Annotated in this window: 14 protein-coding genes and 1 tRNA gene; 2 read left to right on the top strand and 13 right to left on the bottom strand. The window is 45.2% G+C overall.

Annotation, left to right across the window (positions count from 1 at the left end; genetic code table 11):
• Positions 1-7: 7 nt before the first annotated feature.
• Genes addA through HMPREF2626_RS02160 form a run of 5 tightly spaced genes read right to left on the bottom strand, consistent with a single transcriptional unit; the run spans position 8 to position 10474 of the window.
• Positions 8-3745, bottom strand: a complete 3738-nt coding sequence (gene addA / locus HMPREF2626_RS02180; RefSeq protein ID WP_168166225.1) for a helicase-exonuclease AddAB subunit AddA — start codon at positions 3743-3745, stop codon at positions 8-10.
• Positions 3732-7352, bottom strand: coding sequence for a PD-(D/E)XK nuclease family protein (locus HMPREF2626_RS02175; RefSeq protein ID WP_070617010.1), 3621 nt, complete (start codon positions 7350-7352; stop codon positions 3732-3734). The genes addA and HMPREF2626_RS02175 overlap by 14 nt, the downstream gene beginning before the upstream one ends.
• 1 nt (position 7353) lies before the next feature.
• Positions 7354-8610 carry a peptidase T gene (gene pepT / locus HMPREF2626_RS02170; protein ID WP_070617129.1) on the bottom strand — a complete coding sequence of 419 codons (1257 nt, stop codon included), beginning with the start codon at positions 8608-8610 and terminating at the stop codon, positions 7354-7356.
• 24 nt (positions 8611-8634) lie between these two features.
• Positions 8635-9759 (bottom strand): Nif3-like dinuclear metal center hexameric protein, encoded by a 1125-nt coding sequence (locus tag HMPREF2626_RS02165; protein ID WP_070617009.1) that lies wholly within the window; start codon positions 9757-9759, stop codon positions 8635-8637.
• Positions 9752-10474, bottom strand: a complete 723-nt coding sequence (locus HMPREF2626_RS02160) for a tRNA (adenine(22)-N(1))-methyltransferase (RefSeq protein ID WP_070617008.1) — start codon at positions 10472-10474, stop codon at positions 9752-9754. Before HMPREF2626_RS02160 ends, HMPREF2626_RS02165 begins: the two co-directional genes overlap by 8 nt.
• A 226-nt stretch (positions 10475-10700) precedes the next feature.
• On the opposite strand from HMPREF2626_RS02160, the gene HMPREF2626_RS02155 reads away from it, so the two are divergent.
• Both HMPREF2626_RS02155 and HMPREF2626_RS02150 read left to right on the top strand, forming a co-directional pair.
• Positions 10701-10773, top strand: a tRNA-Thr gene (locus tag HMPREF2626_RS02155).
• Positions 10774-11232: 459 nt separating this feature from the next.
• Positions 11233-11784, top strand: a complete 552-nt coding sequence (locus HMPREF2626_RS02150) for a biotin transporter BioY (RefSeq protein WP_070617007.1) — start codon at positions 11233-11235, stop codon at positions 11782-11784.
• Between the two features lie 133 nt (positions 11785-11917).
• Here HMPREF2626_RS02150 and grdD read toward each other — a convergent pair whose 3' ends face one another.
• The 8 genes from grdD to selD all read right to left on the bottom strand — a co-directional run bounded on the left by grdD (position 11918) and on the right by selD (position 20387).
• Positions 11918-13075 carry a glycine/sarcosine/betaine reductase complex component C subunit alpha gene (gene grdD / locus HMPREF2626_RS02145; protein ID WP_070617006.1) on the bottom strand — a complete coding sequence of 386 codons (1158 nt, stop codon included), beginning with the start codon at positions 13073-13075 and terminating at the stop codon, positions 11918-11920.
• A gap of 11 nt (positions 13076-13086) precedes the next feature.
• Positions 13087-14622, bottom strand: a complete 1536-nt coding sequence (gene grdC / locus HMPREF2626_RS02140) for a glycine/sarcosine/betaine reductase complex component C subunit beta (protein ID WP_070617005.1) — start codon at positions 14620-14622, stop codon at positions 13087-13089.
• Between the two features lie 213 nt (positions 14623-14835).
• Positions 14836-15309 (bottom strand): glycine/sarcosine/betaine reductase complex selenoprotein A, encoded by a 474-nt coding sequence (grdA, locus tag HMPREF2626_RS02135; protein ID WP_083294294.1) that lies wholly within the window; start codon positions 15307-15309, stop codon positions 14836-14838.
• A 171-nt stretch (positions 15310-15480) separates the two neighbouring features.
• Positions 15481-16869 (bottom strand): L-seryl-tRNA(Sec) selenium transferase, encoded by a 1389-nt coding sequence (selA, locus tag HMPREF2626_RS02125; protein ID WP_070617003.1) that lies wholly within the window; start codon positions 16867-16869, stop codon positions 15481-15483.
• Positions 16870-16881: 12 nt separating this feature from the next.
• Positions 16882-18756, bottom strand: a complete 1875-nt coding sequence (selB, locus tag HMPREF2626_RS02120; RefSeq protein WP_070617002.1) for a selenocysteine-specific translation elongation factor — start codon at positions 18754-18756, stop codon at positions 16882-16884.
• An 11-nt stretch (positions 18757-18767) separates the two neighbouring features.
• On the bottom strand, positions 18768-19031 hold the full coding sequence (locus HMPREF2626_RS02115) for a putative Se/S carrier protein (RefSeq protein ID WP_070617001.1): 264 nt from the start codon (positions 19029-19031) through the stop codon (positions 18768-18770).
• An 8-nt stretch (positions 19032-19039) separates the two neighbouring features.
• A complete protein-coding gene (gene yedF, locus HMPREF2626_RS02110; RefSeq protein WP_070617000.1) occupies positions 19040-19381 on the bottom strand; it encodes a sulfurtransferase-like selenium metabolism protein YedF in 342 nt (113 codons plus the stop codon).
• 31 nt (positions 19382-19412) lie between these two features.
• The gene (gene selD, locus HMPREF2626_RS02105) at positions 19413-20387 is read right to left on the bottom strand and encodes a selenide, water dikinase SelD (RefSeq protein ID WP_256374731.1); all 975 of its coding nucleotides are present in this window, start codon (positions 20385-20387) and stop codon (positions 19413-19415) included.
• Positions 20388-20564: the final 177 nt, after the last annotated feature.

The raw sequence follows: 20564 nt of genomic DNA, 5'->3' as shown, positions 1-20564 counted from the left end.
GACAAGTCTATTTTAAAGAAAATGTCTTTAAATTTTCTAAAGCAATGATCCACTTGTCTTGGACAGGCTTCTGGTAGATATTCTCTAGGGCTCTTGCATAGATATCCATTTGCACCTGATAGCGTTCCGCAAAGCGTTCTGCTTGCTGGTCCATAGAAAGATAGGCCAAACGGTCCGTCTTGAAATCATAGAGTACCAGTGAATCTTCTAAAACGACGAAGCCATCGATGGTCCCGTGGATGAGCAGCTTGTCCGAAGCTTCCAGGTCGTAGAAGATTTCCTTAGCTGGCATCAGGAGTGAGAAGCTCTTTTCACGGTATAGCTGGTCTTTTTTGCTGAGCAGCCAGCGACCGGTATCCGTTTCATAGAAAGCGGCCAAGCGGTCAAAGTCAAGCTCTGCCTCAAGGGAAGCTTCTAGGGCCCCTTGGTCTACCAAGCGGTCAAAGAGGGCTTCAAAAGCCTGGGCACTGGGCGACTGGTCGAGGGGTAGCCACTGCATAAGCAAGTGGGCCGCTGATCCAATCGCACGGGGGTCAGCCTGCTCTTCCGTTTGGATAAAATGAGGCCGCTCCCAGTCCGGATTCACATAACGGCGGGCAGGCTTTCGAGGACGGACTTGGCCATCTTCCCATACTGCTAATTCATGGTCGAGTGGTTCCTGCAAGAGACGTTTGAGCTCACTCACCGATTGGTAGCTAGCAGTTTGCGTGGCCAGATGATAGGGGTAGCGGTAGTCTGCCTCAGGAACTAATAAGACCTGGTCAGCCCTAGCCTGTTCATCTGAATTCCTCTCTCTTTCACGCCCCCCATGGAGAAAGTGGTCGCGGTCTCTCACTAAATCTTCACCATTCACAAAAGCTAACTTGATATGGAAAGGATCTTTTGGCTCTAATGACTCGGCACCCTCTATACTTCCCCTAAAATCCTTCTGTACATCCGGATGACGGACAATAGCCGGACCGATCCAATCCAAAAGGCTCCTGGCTCCTAAGCGATAGCTCTTGGCCAGGCGTTCTTCACCCACTGCCGGATGGGTCCAGCTCGCCAAGGCCTTCTCCCCATCATCCACACTGGCCACTAAGATTAATTTTTGTTCAGCCCGGGTAAAGGCCACATACAATTTCCGCATTTCTTCTGCCAGGCTCTCTTCTTTAGCTTCTAGGCCAGCCATTTTATGCAAGGCACTGGTGTAAGAGATTTGCTCTTGGCGGTCATTAACCTTGAGGCCAAGGCCCACTTTATCATTGACAATGACATTAGCTTGAAAATCCTGGCGGTTAAAGCCCTTGGACAAGTTCAAGTAGAAGACGACTGGAAATTCCAGACCCTTACTGGCATGGACGGTCATCAATTGGACAACATTCTGGTCTGGATCGACCAATTGAGGACTTTCCAAGTCATTATCCCGCTCATAGATCATCTCAATAAAGCGGATAAATTGGAAGAGCCCCCTAAATTGCTTGGCTTCAAATTGTTCGGCTTGCTTGTAAAAGCCGTGCAGGTTACTCTGTCGCTGGATACCATTGGGCATGGCAGCCACATAAGACAAGAAGGCCGTATCCTGGTAGATCCGCCAAATCAAAGCAGCGATCGCTTGCTGGCGGGAGTATTGCCGCCAAGTCTCCAAGGATGCCATAAAATGCTGGACCTTCTTAAACAAGCTTGTCCGGCGGTCGGCGGTCTCCATATAAGCTAAAAGAGCCTCATAGTAATGGACGGACTTATCAACGAGGCGAATCTTAGCCAGGTCGACTTCATCCAAGCCTACAATAGCCGAACGGAGAACAGAAACTAAGGGAATATCTTGGTAGGGATTGTCAATAATCTTAAGCAGGTTGACCATAATCATAATCTCTGTCCGCTTAAAGTAATTGGTCAACTTATCCAGGGCCAGAGGGATTTGATAGCGCTTAAAGACTTCCTCTACCTGTAAGTGGTGCTTGCGCGTTGGGCTGAGGATGACGATATCATCATAGCGGATGGGACGCTCTTCCCCTGAGGCCTTGTCATAGATGGGAAAGCCCGATTCGATCATAGTTTGGATGCGTTGGGCGATCAATTCTGCCTGGCCAGCATCACTATCCTCTAAGTCATCTTCGACCTGGTCCAGGTCTTGACTATCAAAAATTAATAATTCAGGAATCATCTGGGCCTGGTCTGGATAAGCTGTATAGCCCGTAATCAGTTGAGCCTGGTCATCATAAAGGACCTGGCCAATATCATCCGCCATCAACTGCCTAAAGACATAATTTGTTAAGTGCAGAACATCATGGCGGCTACGGAAATTCTTCAACAGATCGATCCGCTGCCCCCCTTTCCCCTCCGCATAAGCCTTATACTTCCCGACAAAGAGCCCGGGTTCAGCGAAACGGAAGCGGTAGATGCTCTGCTTGACATCGCCCACCATGAACATATTATTGTCATAGCCTTGGCGGGACATAGTGGTCAAGATCGCATCCTGGAGTTCGTTCACATCCTGGTACTCATCGACCATAATTTCAGAAAAGCGTTCTTGGTAGTATGCGCGTGCCTCATTCTCACCGCCATCAGAAGTCAAAATCGCATAAGCGCGCAGTTCGATTTCCGCAAAGTCTAAGACATTTTCCTGGTCACGGTAGGCTGCCATGGCATCGATGAAGGCAATGACAGTTTCAACTAAAGCTTGGGCCAAGTTTCCGGACTGGTCGAGCATCCATTTTTGACTCTGGTCGGAAAAAGCCAACCAGTCGGCCTGCAATTTCTCATAATCCGCTTTAACCTGGTCAATTCGTTCCTTGTAGTTTGCGCTCAAAGCATAGATCTCATCATCATCTTCGAAGTCTTTCTTGCTTCGACGCGGCAAACTAGGCCAAGGACGAGATTGGAAGCTTTCAAATAAGTCTTGGTAGGTCATCTGGTCTAAGCCCTCGACTAGGCCAGACACCTGTTTAATTTGTAATTGCAGACCAGCTTCCGACATTTTCTCAAAACCAGGCGCTAAGTAGCGGGGCAAGTCATTATCAATACGGATCAAACGCGCCTTGATGTCAGCTAATTGCCGGTGGATCTCGGGTTTCACAGCTTCCTGGAAGAGAGGCGATTGGTCATAGGAGTCAGCCGTATGGTAATAAGCCAGCAATGACTCTAGCCAAGCCTTAGGATCAGCATGGGACCGGGCCTTGTCATAGAGGTCAAAGATCAACTGGTCAATGCCCTCATCGCGCCGGCCATCACTGAAATTCTCGGCAACTAAGAGATAAGCCTCATCATTGCTCGCTAAGCGCTCCTCCTTCAGCCGCTGCCAAACTTCATCTTTAATCAAAAAATTCTCCGTCACATCCGTCACCAGGCGGTAGTTAGGATCCATCTCGATTAAATAATAGAAGCGCTGGATAACTTGCCGGCAGAAAGCATCGATAGTAGAAATATGAGCCTGACTGACCTGGCCTATTTGTACGGTTAAGTGGCGGCGCAGGTCTTCATCCGTGGCTTGGTTAATAGCCATCTTGAGTTCTGCTTCAATCCGGTCCTTCATCTCACTGGCTGCTAATTCTGTAAAGGTTACCACGAGGAAGTCGAGCAGCTGATAGCCACGTTTTAATTTTTGGAGGATGCGTTCCACTAAAACCCGGGTCTTCCCTGACCCGGCAGAGGCTGCGACCAGTAGATTATCCCCCTCCTGGTAGGTAGCCTGCCATTGTTCAGGCGTCTGCCGATCCCCTTCGCTCTGCAAGGGCAGCTCAGTCAGACGCTTAGGATCTTTCATCATCTAAAGCTCCTTTCTCTTCAAGTGCTTGCTGGATTTCTTGGAAGAAGGTCTGGCGGTCATTAGCCGTCAAGCCCCAATCCCGGTAGCGGTTGCCCCCATCAACTGGATCAAAACAGGCAATCGCATTCAGTGGGTACTGGAGGGACGGAATATAGAGACTTTCCTTATCCTGGCGCAAGGGAGCCAGTGCAATCTCGCCTTCTAGGATAGCTTGAGCGGTCTGACGGATCTTGTCATCAACAAAGTCTAAGAGCCAGGTCCATTCCTGGCGGTTTAAGCCGTAAGCATCTTTCTTTAGGACAAAATTTTTATTCCATTTATAAGGATAGCTGAGTGAGCTCTCTTTTTCATCGGTTGTCGGATCGATCGCTTGAAGCAGGTCCAGATCAGCCAAATAATAGCCCGTTAATTGATAATTTTTAGGCATGGTTTCTAAGGCCGTTCCTTGAAAATCGGCTTCTTTTTTGATGGGACGGACTTGGTCAGACACAAGCTGGTGGAAGGTGCCAAAAACTTCTGCCCCCTCTCCTCCTTGGTCAGCCCTTAAAGCTACTTGGGCATAGGCAAAGAGTTGAAGGGAGAGGCCTTCATAGATATGCCGGAATTGGTAAGACTGCTTAGACGATTTATAGTCCACCACTTGCAGGTAGTCGATCCCTTCATACTGCCAAGTATCTAAGCGGTCGATTCGGCCCCGCAAGAAGACTGACTGTCCCTCAGTTAGGCTAAGCTCATAAGCCGGCAGGTTGTTCTGGGAATTACCCGCTAAACCAAAAGATAATTCATTCGCCCGAATCCGCGGCTTAGTTACCCGCTGTTGGCGAATGATTTGTTGGATCACTTGGTAGAGCGTCCGGTTGAGAGAGTGGTTCATCCAGCTAAAACGCGCACTGGTTGTAAAAATGGTATTGGCCTCATCTTCGAGAGCTTGGGCCACCAAATCTTTCAACAAGCTATAAACTCGGTCGGCACTTAAATCTTCTATCGCGATCCGGTCCTTTAGCACACGGTCAAAGAAAGCCTGGAGGAGGCCATGGTAGTAGTTCCCGGTCTGAATGGGATCGAGCTGCATCCGCTCCCTTTCCCTTAGTCGTAAACCGTAGACCAGGTAATAAGAGAAGGGATCCTTATTAAAAAGTTCCAACTGCGAAACAGAAGTAAACAAGGGTTGACCATAGAGGGCTTGGGCTAAGTCGGCAGGCAAGTTTTTGACCTGGTTACTATAATCAAGACCCGCTAAGACCTTCTTAATCTCTGGATGGGTCTGGCGGAGGGCCTTAACTTGTTGGTAGAGGGAGGCGTAGCTAGCCGGCAGTTGCTCACGGCGCATCTTAGCCAGGGAGAGCTTGCTGGCCAGGTGGTGAACTTGGCTGCGCCAATTGCCCAGGTGAACCTCTTCATGGGCCTGGAGCACTAAGTTTTGCGAACTATGGAGCTTCTCTTCTAAGCCATAAGCTTGGCGCACTTGGTCTAAGAAAGGCGAAATATTCGAAGTCTTCTCCCCTAATTCATTATAGGGATAGCTGATGTAGAGCTTGTTATAGGCCGATAAAAAAGTCTTGTAAGCAATGAAAGCTTCATTCAGCGTCTTTTGTCGGGTCGAGGCAGCTAGTGATTGCAGGTCCGTCAAGCCCTGGCTAATCATATCGCGGTCTTCATCACTGAAGAGGCTGTGGTTCTCATATTGGCGGGGCAGACTTTGCCGAGTTAGTCCCAGGACAAAAGTTACCGGCTTAGCACTTGAACGCTGGCTATCCAAGCCTGAGATGCTCACACTATCTAGGCTAGGCGGCACAATACTGTACTTCGCTTCGCGGAAAGCTACCTGGATGAGGTCGAAGAAGAGCTCCACCGAAAAGTCTTCCTCAGCAAAAAGTAAGACATATTCATCCAAAATCTGGACAAACTCTTGCCAGGCTTGCTCATGATGGCGGGCCAGTTCCAAATCCCCCGCATCAATCAGATCATCACGCCAATTTAGAACTTGTTGAGGGATTCCCAATTTTTCCAAAGTGCGGTAGAAAGTCGTTAGAGCCTCCTTTGTTGGTAAGGAAGATTCCCAAGTCTTAAAAAGCGGATCCAGACTGTTAAAGAGGAAATTTTTCAAGCGATTAGCCTCTTCTTCAATCACTTGATCAGCCTCTCGGGCAATCTTTTGCCCCTGGTCATCCAGCTCTAAGTAGGACCACTCATAGTCGGACTGCCAGAAGCGCCGCCCCTCATAGCCATTCTTGAGAACCACATTCTCAGTCTGATCTACCACCCGGCGAAAAGCCTTTTGGCCGTTTTGTCGGTCCTCAGCCTCCAAGTAAGCAAGCGGCATTAAGAGCTCACTGCGCAAGAGGTTAAAGACATCCTGATAGCGCCAATTATAGCGCCAAATTCGATACAAGCTATCCAAGAAACGTGACAAGGGATGCCGCTGCATACTTTCGGCATTGTCAATAAAATAAGGGATTTCATTCTGTTCTAAATAGGGCAGGATTTGATAACGATACTTGTCCACATCGCGCGTCAGAATTTGGATATCTTTGTAGCGGTATCGGCCACTAGCCACCAATTGGTAAATCTTATTGGCTACTTGCTCGCTCTCTACATAAGGCGACTCACACTTCCAGATCTCTAGATGATTCGCTAAGTCAGCTGTTCCCTTAGGCTCATTGGGCTGCCCCTGACGGTTACGTTGACGCAGGTATTCATCCAGCCCAGCAAAAGCTGGCGCATAAGCTGTATTGGGGCCCGCAAACTGGTCATCTGCCACGGGAATATCATGGCTCTTGGCTAAAGCGTAAACTTGATGGTAAGCCTCTCCTGTAATGGTAAAAAGATCATCCCAAGCTGGCCCCGACTGGCGGTAGGCCCGGTCCGCTGTCAGAATGACTTCGAGCTTGGGGACCTTAAGGAGGAAGGCCTCAATAACCTGCAACTGCCGCGCTGTAAAGCGGTAAAAGCCATCAATAACCACCCTCACCTGGCTCATGTCTTCTGACCGGATATATTCATCGAGAGCTTGGTAAACGGCATGGCTAGCCAAAGTAAAGCGCCCCTGCTCAGCCTCATAGGCGCGGTAAATCATAGCTAATTCCTTTAGCTTATCCACTTGGCGAGCTTTTAATGAGGAGACCTGGGGATCTTCCTGGGCTAAGATTTCATCTAAAGAATCGGGATCGATATTCCCCATTTCCAATTCATGGAAAAGATCAGCCAGTTCGGATAGAAAACCAATTTTATTGAATTCGCCCCGGTAAAGTTTAAGCTCATCGAATAAATCATGGAGAACCTTCCGCAAGAGCATCATGGTCCCCACAGAGGACAGGGCTTGCTTGTCATGGGGCCAGTCTGCCTTGAGCAAAAGCCAGGCTAGACGTTCGAAGCTCATCACCTGGAGCCGCATCATCCCACTCGCCCCATCGCTTACTTCTTCCCCCTTAGCCAGACCTTGGATAGCTTCCAGGACCTGGACTTCCATATCGAACTTCATATGGTCAGGCACCAGGTAGAAGATTTGACGGTCGGGATGGTTCCTTAAGTCAGCCACAATATCCGCATAGACCGCCGACTTATCAGAATAAGTATCGGTCATACGCAGGAAATGCAAGGTCATGCTAAACCTCCTTACTTAATTGGTCATAGTCTTTAGCTAAAGAAACAATGGCTAAGATCACTTGAATGGCTTTCTCCATGGTTTGCACCGACACATATTCATAGCGCCCATGCATATTCTCTCCGCCAGCAAAAATATTTGGCGTAGGCAGGCCGCGATAAGTCAGGATAGAGCCATCTGTTCCCCCACGAACCGCTTCAATATCCGCTTCGATTCCCACAGCCTCAAAGGCCTTCTCTGCGAGATGGACAGGCCGCATATCTTCAGCCAGGATGCTGCCCATATTATAATATTGGTCGGCCAGGTCGACCTTAACGACTTCTTGGTCAAAACGATTGTTGAAATCTTTTTCTAGGGCCAAGATTTTATCTTTCTTAGCTTCAAAAGCCTCACGATCATGGTCGCGGATGATATAGGCGGCCTCAGCTTCTTCGACCGTTCCCGACAAGGATAAGAGATGGTAAAAGCCTTCCCGACCTTCTGTTTTTTCTGGGCGAGCCCCTTCAGGTAGAGCCGCGTGGAAGTCCATAGCAACTTGTAGGGCATTAATCATCTGGTCCTTGGCTGTTCCAGGATGGACATTTTTACCAAAGAAGTGCAATTGAGCGCTAGCCCCATTAAAGGTTTCATATTGTAATTCGCCAAGCGGTCCCCCATCCATGGTATAGGCGAAGTCGGCAGCCAAACGTTCCACATTGAAGCGTGTAGCTCCCATGCCGATCTCTTCGTCGGGTCCAAAGGCTAATTTAATATCGCCGTGCTTAATTTCTGGATGCGCCATCAAATAGAGGGCTGCTTCAATAATTTCCACAAGTCCTGCCTTGTCATCAGCCCCCAAAAGAGTGGTCCCATCGGTAGTGATCAAGGTCTCACCAAGGTAGTTCTTTAAGCTAGGAAAAACTGCTGGGTCCAGGCTATAAGAGCTGTTGCCTAGGGGAATGACGCCCCCATCATAATCTTTCACCACTTGTGGTTGGATGTTCTCAGCGTTGAAGTCAGCTGTATCCACATGGGCAAAGAAGGCAATCACAGGGTAAGCATGGTCAGGATCATTGCTTGGCAGCAAGGCCGTCACATAGCTATCATCGCTATGATATGCCACATCTGATAGGCCGAGCTCCTTCAACTCTTCCGCTAAGTCTTTGAGAAAAACGACCTGTCTTTCCGTAGAAGGGATTTGATCCTCACAACTTTCATCTGAACGAGTATTAATCTTGGCATAACGAACAAAACGATCGATAATATTTTGGTAAGAGATTTCTTCAGTCATTTGACTTCCTCCTTAGTAAACAAAAGTAAAAGGATCCGTATTTAATTGGCTGCTAGCATAAGCTAGGGACCAATCTTCTTCTTCGATCCAAGCCGCTAGGACTTGAGCCAACTTATCCTTGCAGATAGACTCCATATGGTGGCCAGGATCAATCACATTCAAGCGGTTGGCTATCATATCATGCCCCGTATGGTAGGAAACATCTGCGGTAATATAAACATCCGCACCCTTGGCTATGGCATAGGGATACTCATCAGCCCCAGAGCCACCAAGCACCGCCACCCGTTCCACTTCTTGGTCCCAATTCCAGACCACAGCCCGCAAGGCATCGACTCCTGTCCGCTCCTTCACTAAGTCTACATAATCTCTAAAGGGCATAGGAGTCTTCAATCGACCAACCCGGCCGATGCCTAGAGCCTGTCCCTTATTAGCTAAAGGAAGCAGATCAATCACTGCTTCTTCATAAGGATGGAGTTGGCGAGCTAGGTCTAAAGCAGCTGACAGCTCAGATTGGCTAACCAGGAAAGAGAAGACAACTTCATCAACAGAGGTTTCTTCCTGAGCTGAACCAATATAAGGTTGAGCCTGGTCCAAGGGCCGGAAATGCCCCTGCCCCTTAGAAGTAAAGGAAACCTGGTCATAGTTGCCAACCTGGCCGTAGCCAGCCGCAAAGATAGCTGCCTGGTAGTCCGCTAAGTTTTCTTGGGGCAGGTAAACCTTGATACGGTAATTTTTATCTTCCTGGTAGCCGTATAAGACCTCGGTATCTACAATATCGTAAGCCTCTGCCAGCCAGTCGTTCATACCTCCCCAGGCCGCATCGAGGTTGGTATGGGCTGCATAAACCGCAATACCGTGCCGAACCAACTCAGCATACATGGCTTGCTGGGGATCATCTTCAGTTAGCCGTTTAGGCGCCTTAAAGATGGGCGGATGGTGGGCGAGAATCATATCGCAATCCTTTGCAATTGCCTCCTCAACCACTTCTGGACGCACATCCAGTGTCAAAAGTACTTTGTGAATTGCCTGGTCCAAAAAACCAAAATGCAAGCCCACTGGATCTTTCCCCAAAGCTAGGGACTCAGGGGCAAAACTTTGAAACTTTTGAACGATATCTCTAACAGTTACTTTAGTCATCTTTAATCTCCTCCTCCATTATGCGGATCTGCTCTTCAATTAATTCTTGGTAGTGTTTAAAACTCGCCTGCTTCTCCTGGTTTGTCGATTGCCTTAAGGATTGGTTAATACCTTTCGCATGCTTCAGTCGGCGGTAGAGTTTTTTATGGAAAACTTCTGGATTAGAAGCCTTGGTAAAGGGACCAAAAACGAGGGCCTCTTCACTTAAAGAAGGAACACTTTCGCTATAATCAGCCACAATAATTTCATAAATTTTTTGATTTTCTTCTAAAATATACTCTGTCGTAATCTGATAGTGGTTGGTTTCCAACCAGCGCCGCAATTCCGCCTCTCCCACATTGGGCTGGAGAACCAAACGCGGACCTTGGTCTAATTTCCCTTGGGCCTGGCCAGCTGCCAGTATGTCCACAATCAATGAACCGCCCATCCCTGCAATGACAATGCAGCTTATCCGATCGCTTGCTTGAATAGCAGCTAAACCATCGGCTAGGCGAACTTGGATACAATCGGCTAAGCCACGCGCCTGAACGGTAGCCAAACTCGACTGGTAAGGCCCCTCGGCAACCTCCCCACAAACTGCAGCCTCTACACGGCCAGCTGCCACTAAATAGCTAGCAAGGTAGGCATGGTCTGAACCAATATCAGCCAATCGTGCTCCCTGAGGAACATAGTCCGCAACCTTAGCTAGACGTTTCGATAAATGTTCACTTGTCATATAGTCTCTCCCTATCGCAAAAAGATTTACTTTCATTATACCATTAATTGACTTGCCATAAATCTTTAGGAATCTGTCATTTGCTCAAATACAAGAATCTAATAAAAATTTATTTGCAGCTCTTTGTATTTTTGAGTCAACCAGGCCTCATTCAACTATCTTACTCTAAATTTAAAAAAACATTTTACAAAGTCCCGTAAAAGGTCTATAATAGGAATATCGTTTCGCTGGATTAGCTCAGTTGGTAGAGCATCGCATTCGTAATGCGGGGGTCACAGGTTCGAATCCTGCATCCAGCATTTTGTGCAATCTAATAGACCCTATTAAACCCTAGTAAAACACCCCGAAAACTATACATTTGCTATAACTTTTTTATCACCAACTCACGTAGCGCAAGGCTTTCAAGATTAATTTGCTATAACTTTGTAAACAATAGGCTTTGTATATCATATTTATATTAAATGTAAAAAGAGGAGGCTAATACAGTCTCCTCTTTTTTGTATACATAATAAAATACACGCAACCATAGACTGAGGCCTTAAGAAAGTTTGCGCTTTAATTTCTTCACATGCTATGGTTACGTGCAAACTAAGTATAACATATTTAGTTGATAACTTGCAACCATGATGGCACAAATCGATACATTCTCATTTAAACAAAATATACTAAAACAAATGTCAACCTATATATATTTTAAGTTGACATTTGTTGTTCTTTTAATTATACTTTAAACATCAATAAACATGAGGTGTCAATGAATGAATAACAAAAGAAGTAAAGACCTGACAAGCATTGCCATTATGATTGCTATTATCATTGTTTTAGGGCTCTTCCCCCCTATCCCTCTTGGTTTTTTACCAGTACCGATTGTCCTGCAGAACTTAGGAATCATGCTCTCCGGATCCCTACTCGGGGCGAAAAAAGGCAGTGCAGTGGTGGCAGGTTTTCTGATCCTAGCAGCCATTGGTTTTCCAGTTTTAACTGGTGGCAATGGTGGTCTTCAAGCTTTCTATGGACCATCTTCTACCTATCTCTTCGCTTATCTCATGACAGCCTTCCTTATCGGCCTTGCCCGGGACCGTCAACTTCTTAGTCAGGATCGTCCCCTCTTTGTCCAATACTTGGCTATTTGGATCCCTGGCGTCTTGCTCACTAATCTCGTCGGTGCGATTGGAATGAGTCACTTCGGCAATATGCCCTATCTAACTGCCGCTGCCAGTACACTCGTTTTCTATCTTGGCGACTCGATTAAAGCTTTCCTAGTTCTCATCTTAGTCAAAAGGCTCGATAAGCTTGCTATTTTTAAATAGGCCCGACCTTTGCGAAAAATCAACTAGCGATTCTATTATGGAATCGCTTTTTTAATTAATTTTAAAACTGAAAAGAGCCCCACTACTGAGGCCCTTATCAATTACTTATATTTATTCAAGGTGTACTTCCCGGTTAAATAAAGCCAGCTTCTTTAATTGCTTCTTTTGCTTGATCTTCTTTGGCTTCGTTAACCATAACTACTGGACCTGTACAGCCCATACCACTTTCAGCATAGATTCCAGCTTTCCAGCAAGCTTGTACGGCTTCTTCAAGATCTAAGACATCGATCCCAGCAATGGATACTGAAACAATTTCTTTTTCTGGAGCTGAAACTTCTTCTTCAGCTGCTGGACTAGACTTAACTTGTAGGTCATCACGGATTTGATCAAGACCTGCTTTTTTAGCTGCTGCATATTCCTGTTCGCTAATCGCAATCAGGTCACCTTTAGCCACTTCATAAGCATAGGTCAGAGCGTTCTTAATGACATTAGCTCCGGATGCGCGAGATACGATACAAATATTGAATTCATAGCCCTCTCCGATACTAGGACCATAGCCATAACCAGTTGCTTCATAACTCCCACCAGTGTTAAAGGCCGAGAACATTTTCATCAACAAGTTACCCGTTAAGGTATCGGTGACAACAACATCAACCGCTGCTTGTAGGAGGTCGTTTCCTCGCAGGATAGCGCCCCCATCAGCACGTTTAGATTCACCAAATGTGAATTCATAGCCCTTAGATTGGAGCTCTTTCAAGGAACGTTCAACCTTATTAGCTCCATCAACGTTCAGAATACCAAGTGTTGGCTTGTCATAGCCACAAGCTTTAGCTGCTGTAATCCCATTAATAGCATTCAGAACCATGGCCTCTTCACGGTTTGTAGCTGTTGTACCCGTTGTCGTCGCAATGAAAACATCCTTGCCATTAGCAGGCGCTTGAACACGTCCTACTGTGGATACCCCAATAGGAAAAGCATGGTGCAAGGTCACACAGCCTTGGATGGTCCCATCAGCTAAGAGTTCTTCTACCTTATCTGAAACACTCTGCTCGTCATCCGCTTGATAGAGTTCATATTGGTCGGTCCAGTCGTAAGCTGAACCAATCAAAACGAGGTCGAATAAGTTGTCTTTTTTAGCAGCCTCAGCCGCTTCTTTCATGACTTGGTCGCCATGTTCTGAACCATTAATGGTCAAACCAATTTTAAATTTTGGCCCCATTTGACCGCTTTCTAGAGCATCAGCTAATTCTTCAAAGACTTCTTTAATCGTTGATTTTACTTGTTCTGACATTGTCACACCTCCTACTCTTCCGAAAGGTTTGCTGCAAAGTCACGTAAAGCATTAGCAAGTTCGGATTTCACAGCTTCTTTGAAGTCCGTATTCTTAGCTTCTTCGACTTCTCCACTATTCCGCTCAACAATAACAGATAGACCGTCGAAGAGGTTGGTCATACGGCCTAAGAAAAGGGAGCCTTTACCGATGATCATAGCACGGTTCTTGTCACCGCTAGTTAAATCTTCAATAGCAAAGCCTAAGTATGGCACACCTGAAGGAATGTGACCCTGAGTTGGTGCCCAACCCGGAATTCCTTTTTCTTTTAAGAAGTTTGGAAGTTCAGAGCGTTCGAGTTCTTTACGCATAACCCCTAAAGCACCGATCATTTTCACGTTAGCTTCTGGCACATTACCTGCCCCTGCTGGAACAGTGATATCAGGATTTTGCATTTCAGAAGAATAAACATCGATATCATTAACAGAAAGGCCTGCATGGTCTAAGGCATCCCCTACTAAAGCTGTCATTACTTTTTGAGGACTCGAACCGCTTGAAACCGTGTGTTTACCGATTAAGTCAGTATGTAGAATTGGTGACTTGCCATCATTTTCCCCTACAAAAACTGCGAATCCACCAACTACATCTTCTAGGATCGGCATGTCTTTTTCGACGTGAGACTTACCATTCATCCCTAATTTCGCAGTAGATCCCCCAGCCACAACAACCACGTTTTTATGGGTACCTGCTGCTACCATTGATGCCGCTGAAACTAAGGCGTGGGTTGGCGCTGCACAGAAGCCGCGGACGTCTGAACCAGAAGCATTAGCACAGCCACATTTTTCAGCGATTGACTTGGCAAAGTTCCCCCCACCGCGTTGGTTAATATCACCGCAGGCTTCTTCAGAGCACTCAATAACATAGTCAACATCTTCTGGATTAATATCTGAATCAGCAAGTAAGTGGCGCAATGATAAGATACCTGACGCCTTAACGACTAGGTTTTCAAGCATGGTATGAGCATTTAAGTTCACATCGTATTCATGTGCTCGGTGAACACAGCCAACTAGTTTATCTTCATAGTAAAGAGGCTCAGCTTCAAATTCGTCAATATGTTTTTCAATATTCTCAATTGTATCTACTTGTTTAATGCTGTCAGCATCTTCTTTGAACAATTCATTGTCCTTAAGCGCTGCTTTTACTTCTTCAGCAAAAGATTCTTCTAAGAAGACTAATTCAAAAACATCGGCAATTTCTAATAAGCCGTAGAATTCCTTTTCAGGTAAAATTTCCCCAAAGCGGCCGTGGCGCTTACCTTCTACGGGCTTGTCATACCAAGGAAATTCAAGTTCAGATAACTCATCTGGAGTCATGTTCCCGATATAAACTTGGTTGGGCGCATAGTTAACCACTTCTTCATAGGAGCGGATATGTTCTGGAGCTTTCTTCAAATATTCGCTATCAGGATTAACCAAACGTTCGGTTGTTTGGGTGGAACCATTTGCCATAATCATATCAGGAGTATGTACTAACACATAACCCGCTGCTTTTAAACTTGCATAATTCATTGTCATTCTCCTATCTTTTAAGTCGATTTCTAGTAAGCGCATTCAAAATGCGCCAAAAATTTTTTCCTTACGCCTTATGTTACGTTTTTCACAATTAAAGAAATGATATGCTCTCTTACTGGATAAGCTAAGAAATAAAAAATGGGCACCGGTGTGACAGATTCACGCCGGTCACCCATTTTAAAAAAATACTTTAAAATTGTAGTGATAATCTTAGTATTTAGAGAACTGATCGCGAATTGATGTCATCTCTTCACAAATAGCGTCGACATCCAATACCATTTCCATCATTCCGATTTGATCATCGTAAACATCTTCATTTACGGATTCTTTGAACTCTGGTTCTACTGCATGGCAGAATGCCAGACCTAATTGTACTCCTGTCAATGGGCCTGCATAAGTCGGGTCACCGTTGGTTACGGTTTCAGCTGCTAGACCAGCAGATTCTGCTTCCGCACCACCAATTAACACGATAAGGTTTTCAGGGCCATGTTTTTCAGCTGCTTCTTTAACTCTGCGTTGATTTTCCAAATCCATTGCTCCCGCAGCCGTTCAGACAAAGCACTCCGTAGATGAAAAAATAACTTCTGCTGGTGTATCCGCTAAACATTCTTCCATAGCTTCGCCAGGAATACCGTCACGGTCACCAATGATAAGAACTTTTTTGCCGTTCCAATCAATAGCCATATCAATTCCTCCTTTAAAACTTGGTTCCAATAATTAATCACTCCAAATAGTCATTAACTATGTGAACCATTAAATTATCTTACAATCTTATTATAACGTCCTATTTGAAAATGTCAACTTTTTCATCCATAAAACTTGGGTAAATTGTTTTATTGACCTTAAAGAAAGGGCTTAACTTTTAGAAAAGAGATCTTTTAAACAAGCTGTAATCAAAGCGTTTTCTCCTTCTTGAAGAGTTCTGACATCAAAAGAAAGCAAGCCATCATTCAAACGCGCAATAATATGGTCAGGGCTGAGCCGCAGTTGTCTTTCAAGTTCCGTACCGGAATAATCAGCATGTTGGAGACTAACCAAAGCTGTGTCAAGATAGACACCAGGGAAGGCCCCACCCCCAACCTGGGATTTTCCAGCAATCACTTTGACATCAAAGCCGACTTCCAACTGATCAATCTCATTCTTTAACTGCTCTGCCTTGGACCACAGCTCTTCTTGTGAAGCTCTAATCATAGCTAGGGTTGGAATTTCCGTTAAGGCGCGATCTTTGTCTAAATAAAGGCGCAAACTTGCTTCAAGCGCAGCAATAGACATTTTGTCTGTTCGTAAGGCTCTCAAGAGGGGATGTTTCTTTAATCGATCAATATAAGTCTTTTTGCCGGCAATAATCCCTGCCTGGGCTCCGCCCAATAATTTGTCCCCGCTAAAGCTCACCAAGTCATAGCCCGCTTCAATCATCTCCGAAACAGTAGGTTCATAGGGTAAGCCAAATTCTTGCATATCGACTAATAAACCACTCCCTAAATCATTAAAGATAGGCAGGTCATTTTTCTTGGCTAAAGCAACTAGGTCCTCATCTGAGACGGCTTCCGTGAAACCGATCAAACGATAATTAGAGGTATGGACTCTCAAAATAGCCCCCGTATCCTCTGTAATTCCCTCCGCATAGTCTGCAATGTGGGTCTTATTGGTCGCACCAACTTCAGCTAAGTAGGCCCCACAGCTGCGGATGACATCCGGGATACGGAAGGCACCTCCAATCTCTACGAGCTCGCCCCGTGAAATCAGGACTTCTTTGCCTTGCGTTAAAGCGGTTAGCATTAATAGGACGGCTGCTGCGTTATTGTTGACTAAAAGGGCATCTTCTGCCCCTGTCAATTCGACAATAATTTGACGGATATGTTGGTAACGGCTGCCTCGGTGGCCCTCTTCTAGATCATATTCAAGGTTGCTATAGCTTTGTGCTGCCTTAACCACTTCATCCACTGCTTCATCAGCCAAGAGAGAGCGTCCGAGATTAGTATGGATTACGGTACCAGTTGCATTAACCGTACGCTTCAAGCTAGATTCATAAATAGCTTCTAAACGTTTTTCCCCGCGCTTGAGGATATCAGCTTCACTAATGACTAAATCTTCTCCGGCTAGGATTTTTGTGCGAATGTCATCCAAACTTTCTTCCAAACATCTCTTTATCAGATAGTGGGGATAGCTTTCTTGCCAGTCATCAACTTGATCGAGACTGAGCAAGTGATTCATTGCAGGTAGATCGGATAATTTAGATTTCATATAGCCTCCTTTTTATTTCAAGATACGGACATCGCCTTGACGTTTGGTAATACCTTCTTTATCTAAATGTTCTAGAAGTTTTAACGCATATTTCCGGCTGGTTTGGAATAAGTCCCGGCATTCTGCTAAGGAAATACTTCCATTAGCGCTAATATGATCTTTGATTTTTTGGACGGCTTGCTGGTAGATCTCCATATCTAGGTAAGTATAGCGGTCTAATTGGAAAACCTGGTCACCGACTAGCATATTTAAAAGATCATAATAAGCTGGATCTTCATGGGTCAATTCTTCTACTTCTGGTGGCGCCATTGCGCTTTCCTTGAGCACCTTAAGAATTTCTTCTTTGATCTTCTCTTCTTCACCCGTTAATTTAATTTCAAAATCAGCTAAGCGGATAATATCATCTTCGAGCTTAATCTTCCCATCAGATTCTAATTGCTTAGTAATGGTATCCAATTCTTTAGCCGGCAACTTTTTAAACTGCGAACGAAATTCTTCAATCGGCATCCCTCGACGTAAACTTTCTTTATCGTGGTAGTGAGCCAATTTTTCACACATCTCATCAGCCAAGTCCTGGTAACGATCAACAGCCATATAGAAATGACCAAAACCTAGCAGTTGTCCCTCTTCTAACAAGTCATCGACAATTTCTTGGCAGGAAGTCATCGGTAGATTGAGATAGTCACTCATTTCCTTAACACTGCTTAAGCCATGAGCTCGGTGTTTCATGAAATCCATTAGAATATCTGCTGTATCGCCCTCTTCTTTAATCTTAAGGCTTTCAATGACTTCATCGTTAAAGCGTTTGTGCTTCTTAGGACTTGGATCTAAGACAAAGCCACCCCCTATGGTATAAACGGGTGAATAGGAACGAATAATAAAGCGATCATCTTTTTTAACGGCCAATTGCTCTTCTAAGCGCAATTGGACAAAGGCTTCTTCACCAGGCATGATAGCGCCCACACCTAGGGGCACAATACGCGCCAGCACTTCTCGAGTTCCGATATTCAAATGGACACGGTCCCAGAGTTCAATCATTTGGTCCGAATCTTCTAAGCACTTCAATTTCACATCGAGCATCCATGACAGTTCCAGTGGCCCAGCTGAAAGCACATCGCCTCTTGAAATCTCGTCTAAACTTAATTTAGTTAGATTTAAAGCCGTCCGATTGCCCGCGTGAGCCACCTCTTGGTCTTCTTCATGGATTTGAATAGTACGAACCTTAGTTTTTTGTCCACCAGGATAAACCGTCAGCTCGTCCCCAACATGGATTTTTCCCTCAATCAAAGTCCCCGTGACCACTGTCCCAAAACCTTTAACAGAGAAGGCCCGGTCCACATTCATCCGGGCAGGCAGGTCAAGGTTGTTGCTTTCCAGATGTTCACACTTCTCAGTAATCAGCGTACGCAATTCCTCAACCCCATAACCTGTCACCGCATCTGTTTCAGCAATTGGTGCATCTTCAAGTACCGTGCCCTTAAACTGTTCATGGATATCTTCTTTAACGATTTCAAGCAAGTCGGGATCAACACCATCCACCTTCGATAAGGCAATAATAAAATCTTCTAAACCGAGCAAAGTTAATATATCAATGTGTTCTCGGGTCTGTTGCATAATCCCTTCGTTAACATCAATGACCAAGAGAGCAAAGTCAATCCCAGATACTCCAGCTACCATGTTCTTAATAAAGCGTTCATGGCCGGGTACATCGACAATCCCTAGACGTTCTCCATTGGCTAAGTCCATATAGGCAAAGCCCAAGTTAATCGATAGGCCCCTTTTTTTCTCTTCATCTGTTGTGTCGGTTTCGATACCAGTTAAGGCTTTAATTAAAGTCGTCTTCCCGTGGTCAATATGACCAGCAGTTCCCATGACAAATTTTTCCAAAGCGTCCCCCCCTAATTCCAATCTAGCGCTGTGTATTGTTTGGACCGTCCTTCACCTTCAATAAGATATAAACCAGTTCCTTTCCTTCTTTCCTGGGAGAAAAACTGGTTTATGTCTTCGAAATTTGTATTTTTAATGCGTAGGGCTAAGCCACAAGCTGCAGAAATCGATTCAGGAGTAGGAACTAAGCGGGCCGAAAAGCCCGCTTCTTTAAATTCCTTTTCACCTTGCATAGCAGCTTGAGCGCCCTTAAAAGTTAGTAAAAAAATCGTCATAAGCTGACTTAAGGTTGAACGAGACGGTCATAAGAGTACATATTTTTAACTATTTCGGTCATATTGGAAATTTCACCAATTGCTACCTTGTCTTCTAGTTCAAAATAGTTGACACAAGTCCCACAAGTACCAATCCAAACGCCTTTGTCAGCTAAAAGTTCTAAATCTTCTACCGTATCAGCGCCTTTTTCAACCAGTAAAGCCCCAGTGTTATAGAATAAAATCTTTTCGGGTAAGCTTTCTTGTTCCGTTAAGTTATGGATAAAAGCTTTCATTAAAGTTTTGCCCAGTTCTGGATCGCCGTGGCCCATTTCATTACTTGATACAACGACAATATACTTTTCACTCATTTACAGTCTTCCTTTCCTATTCATAAAGTACTTACTCAACAATGATGGCATGACTATCTCTTTCCACAAAATGCCCCACTTGCCAAGCAGAAACACCAGCAGCTTCTAGGCTAGCCATAAATTCCTTAGCCTTATTCTGAGACAAACTAATTAATAGGCCGCCCGATGTTTGTGGATCATACAAGATATCTGCCAATAAAGCATCCTCTGCTTTAATCAAAATATCCTTACCGAAGTGGTTTAAATTGCGTCCAGCACCACCCGTCCGGATGCCTTTTTTAGCACATTCAAGGGCTTCTTCAATATAAGGGACGGCTGAAGCATCGATTTTGGCTGTCAGGTTAGCCTCCACCATTTCCATAAGGTGGCCTAGGAAACCAAAGCCCGTCACATCGGTACAAGACGAGATTGGGAAATCCTCCATCACTTCTGCTGCGTATCTATTTAGAGTGCGCATAGATTCCACTGCCTCATCAAAGGCAGTTTGGCTACACTCCCCTTTATTGTGGGCTGAGGTAATAATACCGACCCCTAATTTTTTAGTGAGGAAGAGAACATCCCCCGCCTGTGGTTGGTTATTTTGTAAAATGCGTTCAGGACTAACCAAACCCATTACGGATAAACCATATAAAACAGAATCATTATGGATCGAATGGCCCCCAGCGAGAACCCCGCCAGCTTCTTGAACTTTTTCAGCGCCACCTTGCATAATCTTTTCTAAATCAGCGAAGGATTTGTTGCGTGGATAACCGACAATATTCATTGCTGTGGCAACGCGACCACCCATCGCATAAACGTCACTCAAGGCATTTGTAGCTGCAATTTGACCGAATAAATAAGGGTCATCAACAACAGGTGGGAAGAAGTCCAAGGTCTGAATAGCAGCGACATCATCGCTAATCCGATAAACTGCTGCATCATCCGCAGAATCGTAGCCTACCAAAAGCTGGTCATCATGGTTTTTAGGTAGCTGGCTTAGCATCTCTGAAAGGTGTCCCGCACCTATCTTAGCGCCTCAGCCCCCACAAGTTTCTAATTTATCTTCTTCGTATTTCTTTTGATCGACCATTGCATCAACTCCTTGATTAATTTTTCTTAAGGCTAACAGTCTATTTATGAGTGAATAGCCTGTCTCATGTATAATTTACCACTTTTTTGCCTTAGACTCAAACGAATCACTTTG

The organism is Aerococcus sp. HMSC062A02 (assembly GCF_001809535.1).
GTDB lineage: Bacteria > Bacillota > Bacilli > Lactobacillales > Aerococcaceae > Aerococcus.
This window is presented reverse-complemented; position numbering and strand designations above follow the sequence as displayed.

Excerpts from the sequence above, each read along its gene's own strand:
- yedF (WP_070617000.1), bottom strand. The coding sequence starts at position 19,381 with ATGAGTGAAAAGTATATTGTCGTTGTATCAAGTAATGAAATGGGCCAC.
- selA (WP_070617003.1), bottom strand. The coding sequence starts at position 16,869 with ATGAAATCTAAATTATCCGATCTACCTGCAATGAATCACTTGCTCAGT.
- grdD (WP_070617006.1), bottom strand. The coding sequence starts at position 13,075 with ATGTCAGAACAAGTAAAATCAACGATTAAAGAAGTCTTTGAAGAATTA.
- HMPREF2626_RS02115 (WP_070617001.1), bottom strand. The coding sequence starts at position 19,031 with ATGACGATTTTTTTACTAACTTTTAAGGGCGCTCAAGCTGCTATGCAA.
- addA (WP_168166225.1), bottom strand. The coding sequence starts at position 3,745 with ATGAAAGATCCTAAGCGTCTGACTGAGCTGCCCTTGCAGAGCGAAGGG.
- grdC (WP_070617005.1), bottom strand. The coding sequence starts at position 14,622 with ATGAATTATGCAAGTTTAAAAGCAGCGGGTTATGTGTTAGTACATACT.
- HMPREF2626_RS02150 (WP_070617007.1), top strand. The coding sequence starts at position 11,233 with ATGAATAACAAAAGAAGTAAAGACCTGACAAGCATTGCCATTATGATT.
- HMPREF2626_RS02175 (WP_070617010.1), bottom strand. The coding sequence starts at position 7,352 with ATGACCTTGCATTTCCTGCGTATGACCGATACTTATTCTGATAAGTCG.
- HMPREF2626_RS02160 (WP_070617008.1), bottom strand. The coding sequence starts at position 10,474 with ATGACAAGTGAACATTTATCGAAACGTCTAGCTAAGGTTGCGGACTAT.
- HMPREF2626_RS02165 (WP_070617009.1), bottom strand. The coding sequence starts at position 9,759 with ATGACTAAAGTAACTGTTAGAGATATCGTTCAAAAGTTTCAAAGTTTT.